Annotated in this window: 16 protein-coding genes; 6 read left to right on the top strand and 10 right to left on the bottom strand. The window is 43.2% G+C overall.

Going from position 1 to position 18804, the window contains the following annotated elements; genetic code table 11:
- Positions 1 to 103: 103 nt before the first annotated feature.
- Positions 104 to 847 (top strand): ATP-dependent sacrificial sulfur transferase LarE, encoded by a 744-nt coding sequence (gene larE / locus KNL20_RS06050; RefSeq protein ID WP_230399712.1) that lies wholly within the window; start codon positions 104 to 106, stop codon positions 845 to 847.
- 24 nt (positions 848 to 871) lie between these two features.
- Here the strand turns inward: larE and feoB are convergent, their stop codons facing one another.
- Positions 872 to 2761: a ferrous iron transporter B gene (gene feoB, locus KNL20_RS06045; protein ID WP_230399711.1), complete on the bottom strand. Its 1890-nt coding sequence runs from the start codon at positions 2759 to 2761 to the stop codon at positions 872 to 874.
- Positions 2752 to 3006, bottom strand: coding sequence for a FeoA family protein (locus tag KNL20_RS06040; RefSeq protein WP_230399710.1), 255 nt, complete (start codon positions 3004 to 3006; stop codon positions 2752 to 2754). The genes feoB and KNL20_RS06040 overlap by 10 nt, the downstream gene beginning before the upstream one ends.
- A gap of 84 nt (positions 3007 to 3090) precedes the next feature.
- Between KNL20_RS06040 and KNL20_RS06035 the strand changes: the two genes are divergently transcribed.
- On the top strand, positions 3091 to 4920 hold the full coding sequence (locus KNL20_RS06035) for a LysM peptidoglycan-binding domain-containing protein (protein ID WP_230399709.1): 1830 nt from the start codon (positions 3091 to 3093) through the stop codon (positions 4918 to 4920).
- Between the two features lie 35 nt (positions 4921 to 4955).
- Here KNL20_RS06035 and KNL20_RS06030 read toward each other — a convergent pair whose 3' ends face one another.
- On the bottom strand, positions 4956 to 5711 hold the full coding sequence (locus KNL20_RS06030) for a helix-turn-helix domain-containing protein (RefSeq protein ID WP_230399708.1): 756 nt from the start codon (positions 5709 to 5711) through the stop codon (positions 4956 to 4958).
- A gap of 115 nt (positions 5712 to 5826) precedes the next feature.
- Here KNL20_RS06030 and KNL20_RS06025 point away from each other — a divergent pair, with 115 nt between their 5' ends.
- Complete coding sequence (locus tag KNL20_RS06025; RefSeq protein ID WP_230399707.1) at positions 5827 to 7740, top strand: right-handed parallel beta-helix repeat-containing protein; 1914 nt, start codon at positions 5827 to 5829, stop codon at positions 7738 to 7740.
- A gap of 113 nt (positions 7741 to 7853) precedes the next feature.
- On the top strand, positions 7854 to 8564 hold the full coding sequence (locus tag KNL20_RS06020; protein ID WP_230399706.1) for a DUF421 domain-containing protein: 711 nt from the start codon (positions 7854 to 7856) through the stop codon (positions 8562 to 8564).
- Between the two features lie 53 nt (positions 8565 to 8617).
- Here KNL20_RS06020 and KNL20_RS06015 read toward each other — a convergent pair whose 3' ends face one another.
- Positions 8618 to 9475 carry a hypothetical protein gene (locus KNL20_RS06015; RefSeq protein ID WP_230399705.1) on the bottom strand — a complete coding sequence of 286 codons (858 nt, stop codon included), beginning with the start codon at positions 9473 to 9475 and terminating at the stop codon, positions 8618 to 8620.
- Between the two features lie 173 nt (positions 9476 to 9648).
- Here KNL20_RS06015 and KNL20_RS06010 point away from each other — a divergent pair, with 173 nt between their 5' ends.
- Both KNL20_RS06010 and KNL20_RS06005 read left to right on the top strand, forming a co-directional pair.
- Entirely contained in the window at positions 9649 to 10236 is a 588-nt protein-coding gene (locus KNL20_RS06010; RefSeq protein ID WP_230399704.1) for a LemA family protein, read from the top strand.
- A gap of 20 nt (positions 10237 to 10256) precedes the next feature.
- Positions 10257 to 11027 carry a TPM domain-containing protein gene (locus KNL20_RS06005; protein WP_230399703.1) on the top strand — a complete coding sequence of 257 codons (771 nt, stop codon included), beginning with the start codon at positions 10257 to 10259 and terminating at the stop codon, positions 11025 to 11027.
- Between the two features lie 84 nt (positions 11028 to 11111).
- Here the strand turns inward: KNL20_RS06005 and KNL20_RS06000 are convergent, their stop codons facing one another.
- The 6 genes from KNL20_RS06000 to KNL20_RS05975 all read right to left on the bottom strand — a co-directional run bounded on the left by KNL20_RS06000 (position 11112) and on the right by KNL20_RS05975 (position 18676).
- Positions 11112 to 12464: a uracil-xanthine permease family protein gene (locus tag KNL20_RS06000; protein WP_230399702.1), complete on the bottom strand. Its 1353-nt coding sequence runs from the start codon at positions 12462 to 12464 to the stop codon at positions 11112 to 11114.
- A 119-nt stretch (positions 12465 to 12583) separates the two neighbouring features.
- On the bottom strand, positions 12584 to 13402 hold the full coding sequence (locus KNL20_RS05995) for an FAD binding domain-containing protein (protein WP_230399701.1): 819 nt from the start codon (positions 13400 to 13402) through the stop codon (positions 12584 to 12586).
- A complete protein-coding gene (locus KNL20_RS05990; protein WP_230399700.1) occupies positions 13396 to 13863 on the bottom strand; it encodes a (2Fe-2S)-binding protein in 468 nt (155 codons plus the stop codon). Before KNL20_RS05990 ends, KNL20_RS05995 begins: the two co-directional genes overlap by 7 nt.
- A complete protein-coding gene (locus KNL20_RS05985) occupies positions 13860 to 15971 on the bottom strand; it encodes a xanthine dehydrogenase family protein molybdopterin-binding subunit (protein ID WP_230399699.1) in 2112 nt (703 codons plus the stop codon). Before KNL20_RS05985 ends, KNL20_RS05990 begins: the two co-directional genes overlap by 4 nt.
- Before the next feature lie 137 nt (positions 15972 to 16108).
- Complete coding sequence (locus KNL20_RS05980; RefSeq protein WP_230399698.1) at positions 16109 to 17038, bottom strand: NTP transferase domain-containing protein; 930 nt, start codon at positions 17036 to 17038, stop codon at positions 16109 to 16111.
- A 219-nt stretch (positions 17039 to 17257) separates the two neighbouring features.
- Entirely contained in the window at positions 17258 to 18676 is a 1419-nt protein-coding gene (locus tag KNL20_RS05975; RefSeq protein WP_230399697.1) for an NCS2 family permease, read from the bottom strand.
- Between the last annotated feature and the right edge of the window lie 128 nt (positions 18677 to 18804).

Below are 18804 nucleotides of genomic sequence, written 5' to 3'. Positions count from 1 at the left end.
CCCGGATTGCAACCTCGGGGGCGCTTGACATACGAAGTTTTTCTCATTATACTTTAATCGTAATATATCGAAAAACAAAGCCTTAAGGCAGGAGAGAATAAGTATGACATTACATGAGTTTTTTAACCGGAATCAGAATGTTGCTGTTGCATTTTCAGGTGGAGTGGATTCCTCATATCTTTTATATGAGGCAAAAAATGCAGGAGCCAGAGTACATGCCTACTTTGTAAAAGGAGCATTTCAACCTGAATTTGAACTGGAGGATGCGAAAAAAGTAGCGGAGCAGACAGGCGTACCTATGACAATTTTATCAGTTGATGTCCTGTCCAATGAAACTGTGACAGCTAACCCATCCAACAGATGTTACTATTGTAAACAGACAGTTTTCAATTTAATCAAAGATACTGCAAAAAAAGATGGATTTACAATCCTGTTGGACGGAACCAATGCTTCAGATGATGTAGCAGATCGTCCCGGAATGAAGGCTTTGGAGGAATTGAAGGTCTTATCTCCGTTAAGAGAGGCTGGACTTACAAAAGATGAGATACGGCGGCGGTCCAAAGAATACGGGCTTTTCACCTGGGACAAGCCAAGTTATGCCTGTCTTGCAACCCGAATCCCCACAAACCAGAAAATCACAAAAGAGGAGCTTGCACGTGTAGAGCACAGTGAATCATTCCTGATGGGCTTAGGTTTCAGCGATTTTCGGATCCGGACCGTTGGGAATATTGCAAAAATACAGGTAAAAGAGGCGCAGCTTAATAAGGTTCTCCAACACAGAGCACTTATCTTAAAAGAACTGCTGCCCCTCTATCAGGACGTGCTGCTGGATCTGAAAGTAAGATAAAATTCACTCAGGAATATCAGCACGCTAGAAAAAACTGCTGACCAGTCTGGCTGCATTTGCAAATATAAAACAGAGCAGCATCCCCATACCAGTTGGAATCAATACAGAAAGCAACGTCCATTTCAAACTCTGTGTCTCTTTTTTTATCGTCAGACAGGTTGTTGAACAAGGCCAGTGCATAAGCGTAAACAGCATCACACATACGGCGGTAATCCACGTCCAGCCATGATCGATAAAAAGCTGTCTTAATATTGTAAAGCTTTCTATCTGCTGCAGACTCCCCTCGGCCATGTAGGACATGATTATAATCGGGATTACAATCTCATTGGCCGGAAATCCCAGTATAAAGGCAAAGAGTATCACACCATCCATACCCAAAAGTCTGGCAAAGGGATCCAGGAAACCCGCACAATACACAAGCAGCGTCTTATCTTTCACGACAATGTTTGCCATGAGCCATATAAGAAGTCCGGCCGGTGCTGCAACACATACTGCACGGCCCAGAACAAACAGTGTCCTGTCAAAGATAGACCGTATGATTACCCTCCCAATCTGAGGTTTCCGATACGGCGGAAGTTCCAGCGTAAAGGAGGAAGGCACACCCTTTAATACCGTCTTTGAAAGGATCTTGGATGTAAGGAAAGTCATGAAGATGCCCAGGAGGATGAAAATCGTCAAAAATGCAGCCGATAATATAGTCTTGATGCCGCCGGATGCCGCTCCCACGAAGAACATGGATATGACAGCAATCAGGATTGGAAACCTGCCATTACATGGGACAAAACTGTTCGTTATGATGGCGATTAAGCGTTCACGGGGAGAATCGATGATTCTGCAGCCGGTTACTCCGGCTGCATTGCAGCCAAATCCCATGCACATGGTCAGACTCTGCTTGCCGCAGGCACAGCATTTTTTAAAGCATTTGTCCAGATTAAAAGCGATACGCGGCAGGACACCCACATCCTCAAGCAGTGTAAACAAAGGGAAAAAAATCGCCATCGGAGGCAGCATGACAGAAACCACCCAGGCGAGGACACGATAAACGCCCGATAGCAGAAGCCCGGTAAGTACTTCCGGCACATGCAGCCATTGAAACAAGACAACCAGCTGATCCTCTATCCAAAATAAAAATTTGCTGAGCATTTCAGAGGGATAATTGGCACCTGTTATTGTTAACCAGAAAATACCCAACAGCGCCAGAATCATAATCGGAAAGGCGGTCCACTTGCCGGTCAGAATATGATCAATCCTGGAATCTCTTGTTCTATAGTTATTATTCTCATAGGTAATTGATTTCTTACATATATCATCCACCGCGGATATCGTAATGTATGGATCCAGCCCACGCAGTGTATCTCCGGCATCCTCAAAAGATGTGATTTTAACATTTTTTTTCTCATGATTCTGTTCAATTGTCCTAGCCACAGCATCCATCAAAAGCGCCAGCCCCTTTTTACTCCTGGCCGCTGTTCCGACTACCGGGACACCTAACTGTTCGGAAAGAACGGACAGATCTATTTTTATCCCTTTCTTTTCAGCCTCATCCATCAGATTAACACAGACCACCACATTTGACGCTATTTCCAATGTCTGCAAAACAAGATTCAGACTTCGCTCCATGCAGGTGGCATCACAGATAATAATAATCACATCCGCCTTGCCGGAACAGATAAAATCACGGGCAACTTCCTCCTCTGCGGAATGGGCTATCAAAGAATAGCAGCCGGGAAGATCCACCACTGCATAACCTTGCTGCTTATGATTACAATATCCTTGTGCATTGGTAACTGTTTTCCCGATCCAGTTTCCCGTATGTTGATGCAAACCGGTTAGTTCATTGAAAACTGTGCTTTTGCCCACATTCGGGTTGCCTCCCAAAGCAATTACTCTATCAGCTTCTTTTTTTAATCCCAATCCTGCACCTCACAATTCTGAACTTTAACACAGGATGCATCCTCAAGACGCAGTGCTATGAGTGCCCCCCGTATCAGAAACGCCACAGGATCTCCAAGCGGACTTTTCCGTATGCAGGTCACCTCCGTTCCTTTGATCAGGCCCAGCTCCTGCAGCCTCCGTCCCATGCTTTCCTCCGAGCAGATTTCCAGGACCAGAGCCTTCTCACCTTGTTCAAGTTCCGATAATTTGCTGATCTCACGCATATATCCACCTTCATGAAAATAAAGTTAATTATAGAAAAACTTTTCTCTATTACTAACATATGCGTATAGGAGGAATATGGTTCAATGGCTGAGGGTTATTTAATCATACAGGCACGTACTGCAGAGGATGCAATTCCCCTGGCAGGTGTGCAGGTAAAAATCATGGATGCTGATAATAACGTACTCTATGAATTGAGAACAGATGAAAACGGGAATACTGAAAAAATTTCTTTGCAGACTGTGGACAGAAGTTTATCCCTGGATCCCGCTTATGAAGGAACACCTTACACAAGTTATAATCTGGAAGCTTTCTCCAGTCATTTCGACAGCCTATATATTTCAGGCATACATATATTTGACGGGGAAACTGCATGCCAGCCTGTCACTTTGATTCCTCTGCCGGAAAATCGGAGTGTACCGGTGATGAACCAGCTTTTTATTGGAGAGGTTGCCTTAGAGATGGATGCTCCCCGAAATCAGAAGGGGCCTGCCGTAGAACCTTTTATTCTGCGTCATGTTGTCATTCCGAATCCGATTACAGTACATCTGGGCACTCCGTCCTCTTCTGCAATCAATGTCCAGGTATACTTTCCTGACTATGTAAAAAATGTGGCCTGCAGTGAGATCTATCCCACCTGGCCCAGGGCTGCCCTCGTAAGCAATATATACGCAATCATTACATTTGCTTTAAACAGGGTCTTCACGGAATGGTACCGGAGCAATGGATATAATTTTGATATTACAAATAGTCCTGCCTATGACCAATATTATGTATATGGAAGAACCATATACGAATCTGTCAGTGGTATCGTAGATGATATCTTTAATCAATACATCCGTCAGCAAGGTCATATAGCTCCGTATTTCAGTTCCTTTTGCAATGGCACCACAGTTACCTGCTCCGGTCTCTCCCAATGGGGAACGGTTTCACTGGCCGATCAGGGAATGTCCGCATTAGATATCCTGCGCAGTTATTATCCGGAGGATATCGAAATTGCCGAAACGTACATGATTACAGATATCATCATATCCTACCCCGGTGCCGCACTGCGGCTGGACAGTACCGGATTGGATGTGCAGACGATTCAAACCTATCTGGAAAGAATCAGAAAAAATTATCCTGCAATTCCTAATATTGACGATCCCCCTGGTGTGTATGGAAACAGTACGCAGGCGGCAGTTACCAAATTCCAGACTATCTTTAACCTGACCCCCGATGGCGTTGTAGGTAAGGCTACCTGGAATAAGATCTCAAGTATCTACACCGCAGTTGCCAGACTGGCGGAGCTGGACAGAGAAGGAGCTGCACTGGGAATCGAAACAGTCTCTCCAAATTATATTCTTAGCCTGGGTTCAACAGGAATTAACGTTCTTACGCTGCAATACATGATGCAATTTATAGGTAAATATTATCCCGGAATTGCCCAAGTGACACAAAGCGGAACCTTTGACGCTCCCACTACACATGCTGTGACCACATTCCAACAACTAACGGGGATAAATCCAAACGGGGTTGCCGACCGCGCTACCTGGAGCAAACTGTATGAACTTTATTGGGGTATCATGGATAACGCTCCCGGACCTGCGCAGGAGCCCGGAATCATGGATTACATGGTGCAGCCCGGCGATACAGTCTGGCTGCTTGCACAGAGATTTCATACCAGCGTTGATGACATTCTGAAAGCAAATAACTTGAAGCGTACGGCGATACATGCCGGACAGGAATTAAAAATCCCCGTAAATTCCATGGGGCCGGACTTTCAATATACGGTTCAAAAGGATGATACCCCTTGGCTTATTGCACAAAAATTCAACACGACTGCAGAGGACATTAAGAAGCTTAACAATCTTTCCTCCAACTTGCTTCTGATCGGAGAAAAACTACTGATCCCCACTGAGGGCCTGCCTTCATAATTTTTAAAAGGAGCTGACACATATAGGTCGGCTCCTCAATCCATAGCCCGATACTCTCCAGGTGCACAAGTCATTATCTCTTTAAAATTACGATGAAATGTTCTCAGGTTATTATATCCGCAGTCAGCTGCAATCTCACTGATTGACCGATATGTATTTTTCAGCTGATAACAGGCCTGGGAGATTCGATATTGATTTATATAATCCGTAAACGTCATATTCATCTGCCGTACAAATAATTTTGATATGTATGGATAGTCGTATTGCAGATATCTGGCAATATCTTTCAATGTGCATGCACGGTCATAGTTTTCTTCTACATATAGGAGAATCTGATACAGGACCCTGGACTGACTTGTTTTATTAATTCTGGCAAAAGAACTCTGTTCAACAATCCTGGAACAAAGATCATACAGAAAGCTCTTTTGTCCATAGATGGATTTCAGTTTCTGAAAATCAATTTCTTTTTCCCAGTGTATCTTATTATCTTCCGGAACAAGCCCTTTATAATTAATGTAAAAATCCCCGATTACTTCTGGAGGAAACAGCATGACACAGATGTCCGAATAGCCAATCGTCTTAAATTCGTGAATCTGATTTGAAAAGACAAAGGCCATATCATGTTCTTTCAATAAAAAATCTCTCTGATCAATGGAAACATTCAGCTGACCTGAATTCACGTAAATTAATTCATATGCCCGATGAAAATGCAGCGGAAAGCTATAATTTTTCAATGGAGTATAATGAAAAAAATCCTTCCCTTCCATTCCGTGTTTTTCAAAAAATACCATGATATCCTCCTTGTTATAACACGAATATTGTCTTAAAGTATACTACCTTTTGAATTGAAATAACAGTCTCTATTTCTTATAATCAAAGCAACAATATCTTAAGGAGGTATAAGCTATGGAATATCATGTGGCAAAGGATGGGTCTGACTATGCCGGGGGAACTCTCCGGGAGCCTTTTCTGACGATTAATAAAGCCGCTTCAGTCGCTGTGGCAGGGGACACTGTTACGGTTCACGAAGGCATCTACCGCGAATGGGTAAAGCCTAAATGCAAAGGATTAAGCAATATAAGAAGAATTACCTATCAGGCTGCTGAAGGAGAAAAGGTAGTAATTAAGGGCTCTGAACAAATACGGGATTGGCAATACGTGGAAGGGAATATATGGAAGACAGTACTGCCTGATTCATTTTTCGGGGATTACAATCCATTTGCCCTTGAAGTTTTCGGGGATTGGCTTGTTTCAGAAGAAACCCGGCATCTGGGAGATCTTTATTTAAACGGAATGTCCTTCTATGAAGCCGGTTCTCTCGAAGAACTGGACAATCCGGAGATGAAAAAAGAGATTCTGGACAACTGGACGGATAAAATTGTTCCCGTTCATAACCAAGAACAGACAAAATATCTTTGGTATGCGGAAGTATCCGAAGGCTATACTACTATTTTTGCAAATTTCCAGGGCTCCGATCCCAACAGGGAATATGTGGAGATTAACGTCCGCAGATCCTGTTTTTACCCCCAGGAGACCGGAATCGATTATATCACCGTAAGAGGCTTTGAGATGGCACAGGCAGCTACCCCATGGGCACCCCCCACAGCGGATCAACCCGGACTTTTAGGTGCAAACTGGAGCAAAGGCTGGATTATTGAAAATAACATCATTCACGATGCAAAGTGCAGTGCCATCAGTATAGGAAAAGAAAGCTCTACAGGTAACAACTATCGCTCCATCCGAAAGGATAAGCCCGGATATCAATACCAGCTGGAAGCAGTCTTCACCGCTGAGCGAAGCGGCTGGTGCAAGGAGAAAATCGGTTCCCATATCATTCGCAATAATACAATCTATGACTGCGGCCAAACCGGAATTGTAGGACATCTTGGTTGTATCTTCAGCGAGATACATCACAACCATATTTACAATATCGCCTTGAAACGTGAGTTTTACGGGCATGAAATTGCCGGAATCAAACTCCATGCAGCCATCGATGTCCAGATTCACCATAACCGGATCCACGACTGCTCTCTGGGACTATGGCTGGATTGGGAAGCACAGGGAACAAGAGTCTCCGGGAATCTATTCTATTCCAATAACAGAGACTTTTTTGTGGAAGTAAGCCATGGTCCTTATCTTGTGGACCACAACATCATGGCTTCCGAATATTCGATTGACAACGTATCCCAGGGCGGAGCCTATATCAACAATCTGATCTGCGGAACGATGGTTCATCGTAAAGAAATGACCCGTTCCACGCAATATCATCTGCCTCACAGTACTAAGGTTGCAGGTTTTTCTTTTGTTTATGGAGGTGACGACCGTTTTTATAATAATATCTTCATTGGTTCGCAAAGCCTGGATGGGGTAGGAACCTCCCACTATAAGAATTACACCACCTGTTTGAATGCATATATTGAAGCAGTCGATAAAATACCTGGTGACGCCGAATCCTTCAATCTGGTGGAACAACCTGTTTATATAAATCATAACGTATATTTTGCCGAAGCCAGACCCTTCGAGCGTGAAGAAGAAAATCTGGTAGAGCAAAACTTTCAGCCAGATCTAAAGGTCATTGAAGATGGGGACGAAGTATATCTGTCCTGTCAATTACCGGAAACTTATGAAAACTTCTCCGGTGAGATACCGGCTACTAAAACTTTACCCCGGGTTCGCATTGCAGATGCAGAATATGAACGGCCCGATGGAGACGGGCTTGTTCTGAATATTGATTTACTCGGTAACAAGAAAAGTGGAAAGAGTCCTATGGGGCCGATTTCACTCCTGAAAAATGGTAAAAACTATATTAAAATCTGGTAAGAAGCAGACGCATCAGCCAATGGATTCCACAGGTACTTTGTGCTATGCAAATGTATAGAATCCCTGATTTCCTGAGATACTAAGGAAAACAAAGGATATATAAAGGAGTTCTTATGCCTGAAATACTGAAAATTACGCTGCTTTCCATTGGCTCAATCGTCGTCATATTTGCCTTGACTAAAATGATGGGAAATCGTCAACTCTCCCAGATGAGCATGTTCGATTATATTATAGGTATTACTATAGGTTCAATAGCCGCCGAGATGGCAACGTCACTGGAAGATAATTTTACACAGCCTTTAGTCGCCATGGTTGTATACGCTCTGTTTGACATCTGCCTGTCTATAGTCGGTTCCAGATTTATGAAAGCCCGCAGAATTATCGAAGGGAAGCCTCTGGTACTCCTAAACAACGGAGAGCTTTACAAAAAAAATCTGAAAAAAGCTAAAATTGATGTGACCGAGTTTCTTATGCAGTGCCGCGTAAACGGATACTTTGACGTATCTAAAATTGAGACGGCGATCCTGGAGGAAAACGGAAAAATCAGTTTCCTGCCCAAAGTATCTGAAAGGCCTGTAAAGCCGGCCGACATGCAGTTGAATCCTGAACAGGACTACATGGTTGCCAACGTGATCCTGGATGGGAAAATCATGGAAAGGAACTTAAAGCATACAGGAAAAGACGAAAAATGGCTGACTCAGCAGATTAAAGGACAGGGAGCAGATTATGTTGAAGACGTCCTCCTTGCCACCTGTGACAGGAATAATCAGGTAGCTGTTTTCTTGAAAACAAATAAGAGCTATACAAAGGATATTTTCGTGTGACTTTTACTGAAACTACCCTCGGCTGATAGAAGGCCGGGGGCAGTTTCAGTAAATTATTTAGCTTGATGAAAGGAGTTCTGTTCCTGTCCAAAGTCCTCTATCCTTTTCTCCAGAAGGAGTTTCTGCTCTTCCAGGTCCTTTTGTCTGACACTTAACTCTTCTGACCATTTCGTCAATCTGCGTTTTTCCTCCTCCAGCTGCACTTTCAGCTGAACATTCTGATCCGCTTCATACTCTTTTCTCTTTCGCTCCCGCCTCTCGCTGATTCCTTTCCATACATGTTCTATCTTCTCTTTTACATATCTGTATACTCTCGGAATTTCCCTATATCGCCTCTTTTTCAAACATAAATCGGCAAAAATCACAAGACCAAAAGATACAGTCATAAATATCCCGAATGTCTCAAATATATCATATGTACCGCTCATTAACCCCACAGCCGCAACCAGGATCCCTGAAATTAAAATGCAAAGATTCAATTGGTTATAACTATTGAAAGTATTTCTTTTCTCTGCCGATGCATCCACCAGAGGAATGCAAACCAAACCGGCGGCCTGTTCCTCATATTTTTTCAACTGTACACGGAGCCTATCCGTATACTCTACTTTTTTATCATTCGGAATAAATGCATCTTCAAAAATTTCCTGAATAAATTCCTGTACATAAAACGAAAGAGAATGCATCGCTTCACATGTCACATGGTAATCGCTTGCCACTGTTTCCATGAGTGCATGAAATGTTTCGGGTGTCGGGAAAGTCCCGCCGGAAACATAAGGCTTCAGCAAAAATTTCATTTTTTCATCTGCCTGCCTGACCCTTCCTATGTTTCTCAATTCCAGAATCCATTGAAAAAACATCCTCAATACAAAGAACAGGATGATTCCGGCAACTATGTTCGTAAGCATCTTCATCTGTATAATTCTTGATATAATATCGATCAGAATGGCCTCCTATACTTATAGTTTTTCTTATTATAGCATGGCTGGCGGAAAATATAAACTATGAATAAAATTCCGCGTATATTGGTCATACTATAGGAAGAAATATGTTATAAAACAATTCAGTGAGAGAAATGAGGATGCATATGAGTAGAGAAAAACATAGCAGCAACGTATGGAAAGTGCTCCTTGGCATTTTTATTGTCGCAGCTTTAATTATCTGGTTCTTCACGGGGAGCTATAATCGTCTTGTAAGAGAAGAAGAATCTGTCAATAAAGCCTTTTCAAATATCTCTGTACAACTTCAGAGAAGAAATGACTTGATTCCCAACCTTGTAAATACAGTAAAGGGGTATGCGGCCCATGAAACAGATGTCTTTACCTCAGTAACAGATGCGCGGGAGCATATGCTCAGCGCCTCAACAGTCCGGGATGCTGCTGCCGCCGATACCGAATTGTCGAATTCTCTGGGACGGCTGCTTGCAATCGCAGAAGCTTATCCCGAACTAAAAGCAAATGAGAACTTTTTATCATTGCAGGACCAGCTTGAGGGTACAGAAAACAGAATTGGAACATCCCGAAGGGATTACAATGAAGCTGTGAATTTATATAATACCGAAATACGAACCTTTCCGGCAAACATCATCGCAAACCTTTGGGGTTTTGAAAAACATGAGCTGTTTGCGGCAAGCGAAGGTGCACAGGAAGTTCCTGATGTTGATTTTTCCAGATAGCAGAAAGGGGCGCATTTCTTATGTTGATCCATCAAAAAAAAGCAGGCATTGTGGCGGGAATTCTATTCGTACTTATCACTGCTGTCATTCCTGTATCTGCTCAAAAGAATATACCCGCTCCAACCTCCCAGTTCTTTGTAAATGATTTTTCTGATATCCTTTCTTCTGACACCGAAGCGTATATCTATGCCACAAGCAAAAGATATCAGTCAAACGGAGGGCCGCAGGTTGTAGTGACCACCATTCCCTCACTCGATGGTGCCTCTTTGGAGGAATATTCCATAGATATGGCAAGAAATTGGAAAATAGGAAGTAAGGCGGAAAATAATGGGGTTCTGATCCTTCTGGCCTATAAAGAAAGAGAAATACGTATTGAAGTGGGCTATGGATTAGAAGGTATTATCACCGACAGTCTGGCCGGACGTTTCATACGTCAGGCTGCCCCTGACTTAAAGAAAGATGATTTTGATTCCGGAATTCGCAAGATATATGATTTGGCAATACATGAATTAGAAGAACCGGGCTCTTATGAAAAAGAAAATAAGGATGAGAGAAGTATCGTACCCTTTACCTTTATGATTCTGATTATTCTTCTTATTTTTTTCTTCCCCCGCCATAACAGCCGAAACGGAGGGTTTGGCAGCGGGCTGGGAGGTGGCTTTGGGGGGTTCTATGGAGGGTTTGGCGGTGGTTCCGGCCGTGGCGGCTCAGGCGGCGGCTTTGGCGGCGGCGGAAGCTTTGGCGGCGGCGGCGCCTCCGGGAAATTTCTGGACAGGGATGAGCCGGTCTGACAAACTTCCTGTATGAAAAATAAAGCGGTCAATTCCTTCACAGAAAGGATTTGACCGCTTTATTTTTACATCCTGGCTTTACAGTTAATCTACCTCTTCCTCATTGGGATTATCTTTCAGAATCAAGCTTAATACCAATGCCACAATGGTACCTGCAGAAATTCCAGAACCAAATAAGCTGCTTAAAATTCCGGGTAGTTTCGCAACTACGTCCGGTCTGAAGGTTACACCCAGACCAATTCCTATGGCGCTCGCCATAATCAACAGGTTACGGTTTGTAAATTTAACCTTGGTTAATGTCTTAATTCCTGACATCGCAACAGTCCCAAACATCAGAATTCCTGCACCGCCAAGCACGCAGGAAGGCATAATGGATACAACGGTTGAAAGTTTGGGAAACAGACTCATAACAACCAGAAGTACTCCGGCAACAACAGCAACGAATTGTGATGCACACTTGGTCAAAGGGATCAATCCCACATTTTGGCTAAATGTCTGTGCCGGGCCTGATCCCACGAAAGGACAGACGAAGGAACTCACCGCATCCCCTCTTACACCGGCAACAATATCATCACTGCTCAACTTTGTATCCGTAACTTCCCCAAGGGTTTCCATAACCCCTACGGTCTCAATAACAGTAACGAGATATCCGGCAATGAACGGAACAACAAACTTAGGATTAAAATCAATTCCGAAACGTGCAATCTCGGGCAGCTGAACCCAGCTTGCGGAAGTAATCTGCGAAAAATCAATTAATCCCAGCGGGATACAGATGATGTATCCGACAATGATTCCAATCATAACAGCGGCTGTATTTAGCATGCCTTTTGCATAACGATTCAGCAAAAGTATGACGAAGAATACAATTGCGGCAACACCTATGTACATCGGATTTCCATAATCCGGATTTCCGACGCCTCCGCCAATCCAGTCAAAAGCAATTGGCATCATAGACATTCCCATAAGCGTTATTACAGTACCTGTTACAACAGGAGTAAATATTTTCATAAGCGGTTTTACAAAAAAGCTGAGAATAAATTCGAAAACTGCTCCTAATATCGATGCTCCAAAGTAACCCGCCATGCCGCCTCCCATCGTATTGATAATGGTATTAGCAGGTGGTACAAATCCAAAATCCGTGCCCATGACCGTAGGCAGTCCTACACCAATCCTGAATTTTTTTGGTCCAAACCCTCTGGACTGAATAATAGAAGCAATACCGGAAGCAAGTAAGGAAGCAGACACAAGATATGCTGTATCTACCACATTAAGTCCTGCAATTCCCGCAATAATCAGTGGAACTGCAACAATTCCGCTGAATGCGGTCAAAATGTTCTGGAACCCCAGCAAAATTGCTGTAAGTATTTTCGGTTTGTCAGAAACCTTATATACAAGGCCCGACATTTGTTTCTCTGCTGTTGATGCATTCTTTTGCATGATGTGTTTTCACCTCTCTAAAATTTTGCAATACATTTATATGAAAGCAGCTTTCGACTGCTGCTGATCATTTTGTCAATGAGAGTTTACGCATTATACCATATGACTAAGAAATTTTTTTAAATTCCGTTGCTTTCCAGAAAGTCTCTCAATAAATTCATACAGACAGATTTTCTGTATTCGGCGGATACCCTGCCGCGAATAGGCACGATGGCTTCATCGAAGGCTTCCAGATAGGCATCTTTCACCGTCTTTGCCTCATCAGTTGTTTTACCTGCCAGCATTTCATCGATATCCGGTCTTCTGATTACTACATCGCTGACGGCCCCAAAAGCCGTTGCACAGTTTATGATCTTGCCGTCTTTCATATCAAGAAGTCCGGCAAAGGACACTCTGGAAATTGCCAATGCGTTCCTCGCCCCGATCTTCTTGTAGTAATAGTGATCCAATCCTGTCTTTTTCAGCAATATTTCCACCAGGAGTTCATCCTTCTGCAAAGCCAGCTTTTTTCTTCCCAGATAGAAATCCTTTATCGGAAGAATCCGCTCTCCTTTACTGGTGACAAGCCGTAATTTTGCATCGGCTGCAAAAAAGATCAGGACACTGTCCCCTTTTGCAGAACCATTACAGATATTACCGCCCGCTGTTCCCAGATTTCTTATTGCAGGAGCGGCAATCTCTATTACTGCATCCTTTAAAATCTGAGGAATCAGTTGACTTTGTAATATCTCCGCATAGGTACTTGCGGCCCCGATGCGTATATATTCAGCATCTGCTTTAATTTCTTTTAATTCCGGTACTTTATTCAGGAATAGGTAGGATGCCTGATCATCTGCTTCAATCATTAAATCCGTACCGCCCGCATATGGGATAACAGATTCTCTTCCCCTGATTTCAAGTGCCTCTTCCAACGATTTCGCAAAGTAGCTTTTTACCATAGTCCTTTTCCCTCCTTGGCGGCGGTACCAACGGCTTCTACAATGGCATTGTAACCGGTACATCTGCAAAGATTTCCTGAAATCCCTCTGCGGATATCTTCTTCAGAAGGATTGGGATTCTCCGCCAGAATACATTCGGAAGCAAGCATCATTCCGGGAATGCAGAATCCACACTGCACGGCACTGACTGCTGCATATGCCTCTGAAAGAATCTGAAAGCGCCGGGTTTTACTATACCCTTCAATCGTCGTTACCGTACTGTCTTCAATACTTCCCATCGCAACCATACAGGAATTTACCAGTTTTCCATCCAGAATCACAGAACAGGCGCCACATTCGCCTTCTTTACATCCACATTTTGCACCTGTCAGGCGGAATTCATCCCTGAGTACATCTAATAAACGTTCATTTTGATTCGAATTACTTGAAACCTGTTCGCCATTCAAAATAAAATTGATCATCCGTTTTCCACCTCCTGTAAATATGTCATAATGTCTTCCTGCGTGTACGGAATATGCTGGATTCTGTTTTGCAGTGCATTTTCCAATGCATCAATATAAGCAGGAGCAGGGGCAACGTTCGGCAGTTCTCCTGCACCCTTTGCGCCGTAAGGCCCTGCTGCATAAGGTACTTCCACAAGGTCTGTAACCAGATTCGGAACATCCATCGCAGTTGGGATGATATAGTCGCTGAAACTGTGATTCCGAACAACCCCCTTTTCGTTGTAACCGATCTGCTCCATGGAAGCATAACCGATGGACTGCAGGAATCCTCCTTGCAGTTGTCCGTGTACAATATTTAAATCCAAAGGGGTCCCTACATCGTATACCCCCCAGGCTCCCAGAACTTTCGTGACTGCTGTAAGAGTATCCACTTCGACTTCAATCACATTCACAGCCCAGGAATACGTCGGGTAAGCATCTCCGCGAAACGTCTTGATATCAAAAGGAATCATGAAATCCGGATGCACATAATGTTCTTCTATCACCTGCTCTTCCCCTGGTTTCCACTGTGCTTTTAATTTTTCTGAAGCACGCTTTATTAATTCTCCAACTACCATGATAGAGCGGCTTGCAACAGTCGGACCGGAATCCGGCACTCGGTCTGTATCCGGGTTATTGAATGTCACCCGGTCAAGAGGAATGCCCAGAGTATCTGCCGCTATCTTGGTAAATGTAGTCTTGGCTCCCTGTCCCATATCGGTAATACTAATTAACAGTTCTACGGTATCATCAGAATTTTTACGCAATTTTGCAACGGATTTGATGATATCCCTTTCTCCGTTTCCCGTAAATCCACAGCCATGATAGACCATGGAAATCCCGATTCCTTTTCGAAATCTGCCCGTCTGGCTTTTATAGAGCGCATGTTTTTTTCTGAAATCAGATAACTGATCCGCCCGTTCAATCATTTCCGGAAGCGGTACCTGAAAATGAAATTTTCCTCTCGTAGATGTCTCATCCCCCTGCTTTACCAGATGCTTCTCTTTAAATGTCAGAGGATCCGTGCAAAGCGATTTTGCAATATGATTCATCATCATTTCAATTGCAAAAAAAGTCTGAGGTGCGCCAAAACCACGCATCGCACCATTTGGTACGGTATTCGTTTTCATGCCATCTCCGGTCACCCGCAGATTTCCGATGTTATAGACACCACAGGCTCCGATAAGTCCACGCTGCAGCACAACATCTGTCAATGTCGTATATGCACCGGCATTATAGATAACATGGATATCCAATCCTGTAACTTTTCCGTCTTTTACGGAGGCTTTATATGTACAGACAGATGGGTGACGCTTTGAGGTGAATTCCATATCCTCTCTTCTGTCAAATACATACTTTACAGGTCTTTCTGCCTTTTTTGCCGCTACTGCGACCTGACAGGCCAGGATGGACGGATAATCCTCCTTACCCCCAAAGGCACCTCCGGTCACATCCTGGATAATCCGGATATCCTCTCTTTCCTCTCCCAGTGCCTTTGACACGGCCCCAATCACATAATAAGGACATTGCATAGAACCACGTACGACGATGCGTCCATCCTGTGGATACGCAATCAGCCCATTGGTTTCCAGGTAAGCCTGTTCCTGCTGACCAGTTTCAAAAGTTTCCGTAATGATACGGTCGGCCTCTTCAAATGCGCAGTCTACGTCCCCCTTATTATAATTATGATGAAAGAAAGAAATCTCTGACTTTCGAACGTCAAATACAGGTTCCAGTTCTTCGTAATCCACAACAATTTCACTTAAAATTCTGGCAATTTCTTTCCTGTCCGGACCAACCACCATCAGTATGGGATCACCGATATATTCCACGGTATCCTCGGGGAATACCGGCATATCCTCCAGCACAACATGTATCTTATTTTCGCCTGTAACGTCATCTTTGTCAATAATAAAGTAGTCGTCAGAAATTTCCGGAAGCACAATGTTTTTTATCCTTGCCCTTGCCTTGGTGGAACGCAGCATCTTTCCATAAAGCATGCCTTCCATCACGATATCATCCACGTAGGATGCCTGACCGCTGATTTTGGCATCATGATCCTTTTTCTTTACAGAGTTACCTATCATTCTCCATATTTTCCTTTCTATTGATTTTAAATCAAAAACCTTAATCCACAATAATTGATACTTTTATTGTAGATTAAGGCTATAGTACCGTCAAATTCTTTTACAGAAGAACTCGTATTTATACTCTTTTTATGCAACTAGAATAGTCTTTTAAATTCATTCTCCGCAAACTTTCGTACATTTTGTTCAAATTCCATATAATTTTCCAGGAATTTCAGTCCTTCCCGAGTTAAATAGGTATTTCCTCCATTGCTTCCCCCATGCACCCGCTCAACCACTGCAATTCCAAGCTCCTCTTCCAGTGTATTCAACATAGACCAGGCTTTACTGTATGACAAGCCTATGTGTTTGCAGGCATCCCGGACAGAATGTGTTTCTTTAATCAGCATCAGTAAGAACTTGGTCCTGGCATTAAAAAACGAGGATTCCTTTTCGATGCTGATTCTCAAAAAAGGATGGTAAATATTCTCATTGTGTTCCTTCAGCAAATCATCCAGACGATCCATATCCTCCATGTCAAGGATGATGCCCTCATCTTCCACCTCCATCAGCTTACGTGTCACATTCAACCCCTGCACTGCACCTCTCAGCCCATATGCCCCTTCATAAGATAAGATGTCCGGCAGTAATTGGTTATCTATCAGAAGCGGATGTCCTGCTTTTCCCTGATAAGAAGGTACAATAAGCGGTTCTCCGGAATTTATCAGTTTCATAATCGTATCCGGCGTAACCATTGGCACATTGACCGGTGTAAACACTACCTGATCTGTCTTGTCTTTTATATACCTGAATCCGATTTTAGCAGAATCAAGCATCTGAGACTTCTCATATTCCTCATTTCGAAGAAATATAACCCCATAATCCGATAAATGGTATTCAATATCTTCTCCCCGATATCCTGTAACTACAACGATCGGGGAGATTCCGGCTCTTTGAAATGTCAACACGATTCTTTTGATTACTGTAATGGAACCAATTTTAAGAAGCGGATTGGATTTGCCGTCTGCCGATGTCTCTCCTGCTGCCACAATAATCCCACCTGTTCTCCCTGGTTTTTCATTACTCATTACAACCTCCATCCTGTACTTCTTTCACAGTACATATTCCGCTCCCTGATAGCTGCGGATTGCTACGCACTACGTGCTCTTATCATATGATAAGAAAAAATGCTCTGCTTTTCAAGCCCTTTTATCCATTTTATATATGAGAAAAAGACCAGTGTATAAATTATATAATTCACACACTGACCTTTTTCACCATGAATCAAAAGAGAAAAGATGCTGCTCTTACAGTACCGCAAGTATAATAAAATTAAGAACAAACAATCCTGTACTCACCCAAAGTATCGGATGGATTTTCTTCGCTTCACCACGCAGACATTTAACAATGCAATAGAAAATAAATCCGGCGGCAATTCCATAGGAGATGCTGTAGCACATACCCATAAAAATGCTGGCAAAGAACGCCGGTACGGCTTCATCCAAATCACTCCATTTAATCTCTGCAAAAGAAGACATCATCATAACGCCAACCAGAATCAACGCCGGAGCGGTTGCCTGATTCGGCACAATGCTTATGATTGGTGCAAAGAATATGCTGAGCAAAAACATAAGTGCGGTTACCAGTGATGTAAGACCGGTACGACCGCCTGCCCCGATACCAGCTGCACTTTCCACATATGTAGTTGTATTGGAGGTTCCGAAAATTGCGCCAACGGAGGTTGCAATGGAATCTGCAAACAGCGCACGATCCATCTTGGACTTAAATCCACTGGAAGTTTCCATCGTCGCCTGATCTTCCTCGCTGAAAATACCGCTTCTGCGTCCTGTGCCGATGAATGTACCAAGTGTATCAAACGTATCGGAAAGACTGAATGCAAAAATAGTCATCAAAACCAACGGCAGCCTGGAGATATCACTGAACAGAGAACCCATTCCCTGTGATCCGAATGCCGCGCCGAAGGTCGTACCCAGCTCCGAAAAGGATTTTCCCAGATTTGTCTCCACACCGATTTGGCTGATGTCCACAACGCCCATCGGAATCCCGATCAATGTAGAAACGATGATACCGATAAATACTGCACCCGGAACTTTTTTCAAAACCAAAATCACCATGATGATCAATGAAATAACTGCCAATATCACAGGTCTGTTATTAAAGGTTGCAATAGCCGGTACCACACCACCGTTCGCAACCACCGTTCCGCCATCAAGAAGATTATATGTTCCCGGATCCGCGGTAAAGCTCAGCAGGTTAACATTTTTTATGCCAACATAGGCAATGAAGATGCCGATACCTCCGCTGATTGCGTGCTGCAGACTATCAGGAATTGCCTTAATAATCGATTTACGTATCTTTGTAACGGTAATGATAATATTAATCACACCACAAAGAAATACCATCGCAAGGGCCTCCTGCCAGGTGAAATTAAGACTGAAGCAGACCGTATAGGTAAAGAATGCATTCAGCCCCATACCTGGTGCCTGCGCATATGGAACATTGGCGAACAGTGCCATAACCAGTGTCCCTGCCATAGAGGCAAAAATCGTGGCCAGAAATACCGCTCCATAAGGCATTCCTGTCTGAGAAAGTAAGGACGGATTGACAAATAAGATGTAAGCCATGGCAAAAAACGTGGTCAACCCTGCTAAAACCTCAGTTGATACTGTTGTTCCAGCCTCCTTTAGTTTGAAAAACTTTTCCATAATCGCTCTCCTTTTTCTGTTTATTGAGTCACTCTAATCATAAACGACTATGAACTAAAACACAATATCTAAATTTTATTCTTTTTATCAAAAAGTTTATTGAATTTTTATTCTTTCTTAAGATATAA

This window comes from Novisyntrophococcus fermenticellae (assembly GCF_018866245.1).
GTDB classification, from domain to species: domain Bacteria; phylum Bacillota; class Clostridia; order Lachnospirales; family Lachnospiraceae; genus Novisyntrophococcus; species Novisyntrophococcus fermenticellae.
This window is presented reverse-complemented; position numbering and strand designations above follow the sequence as displayed.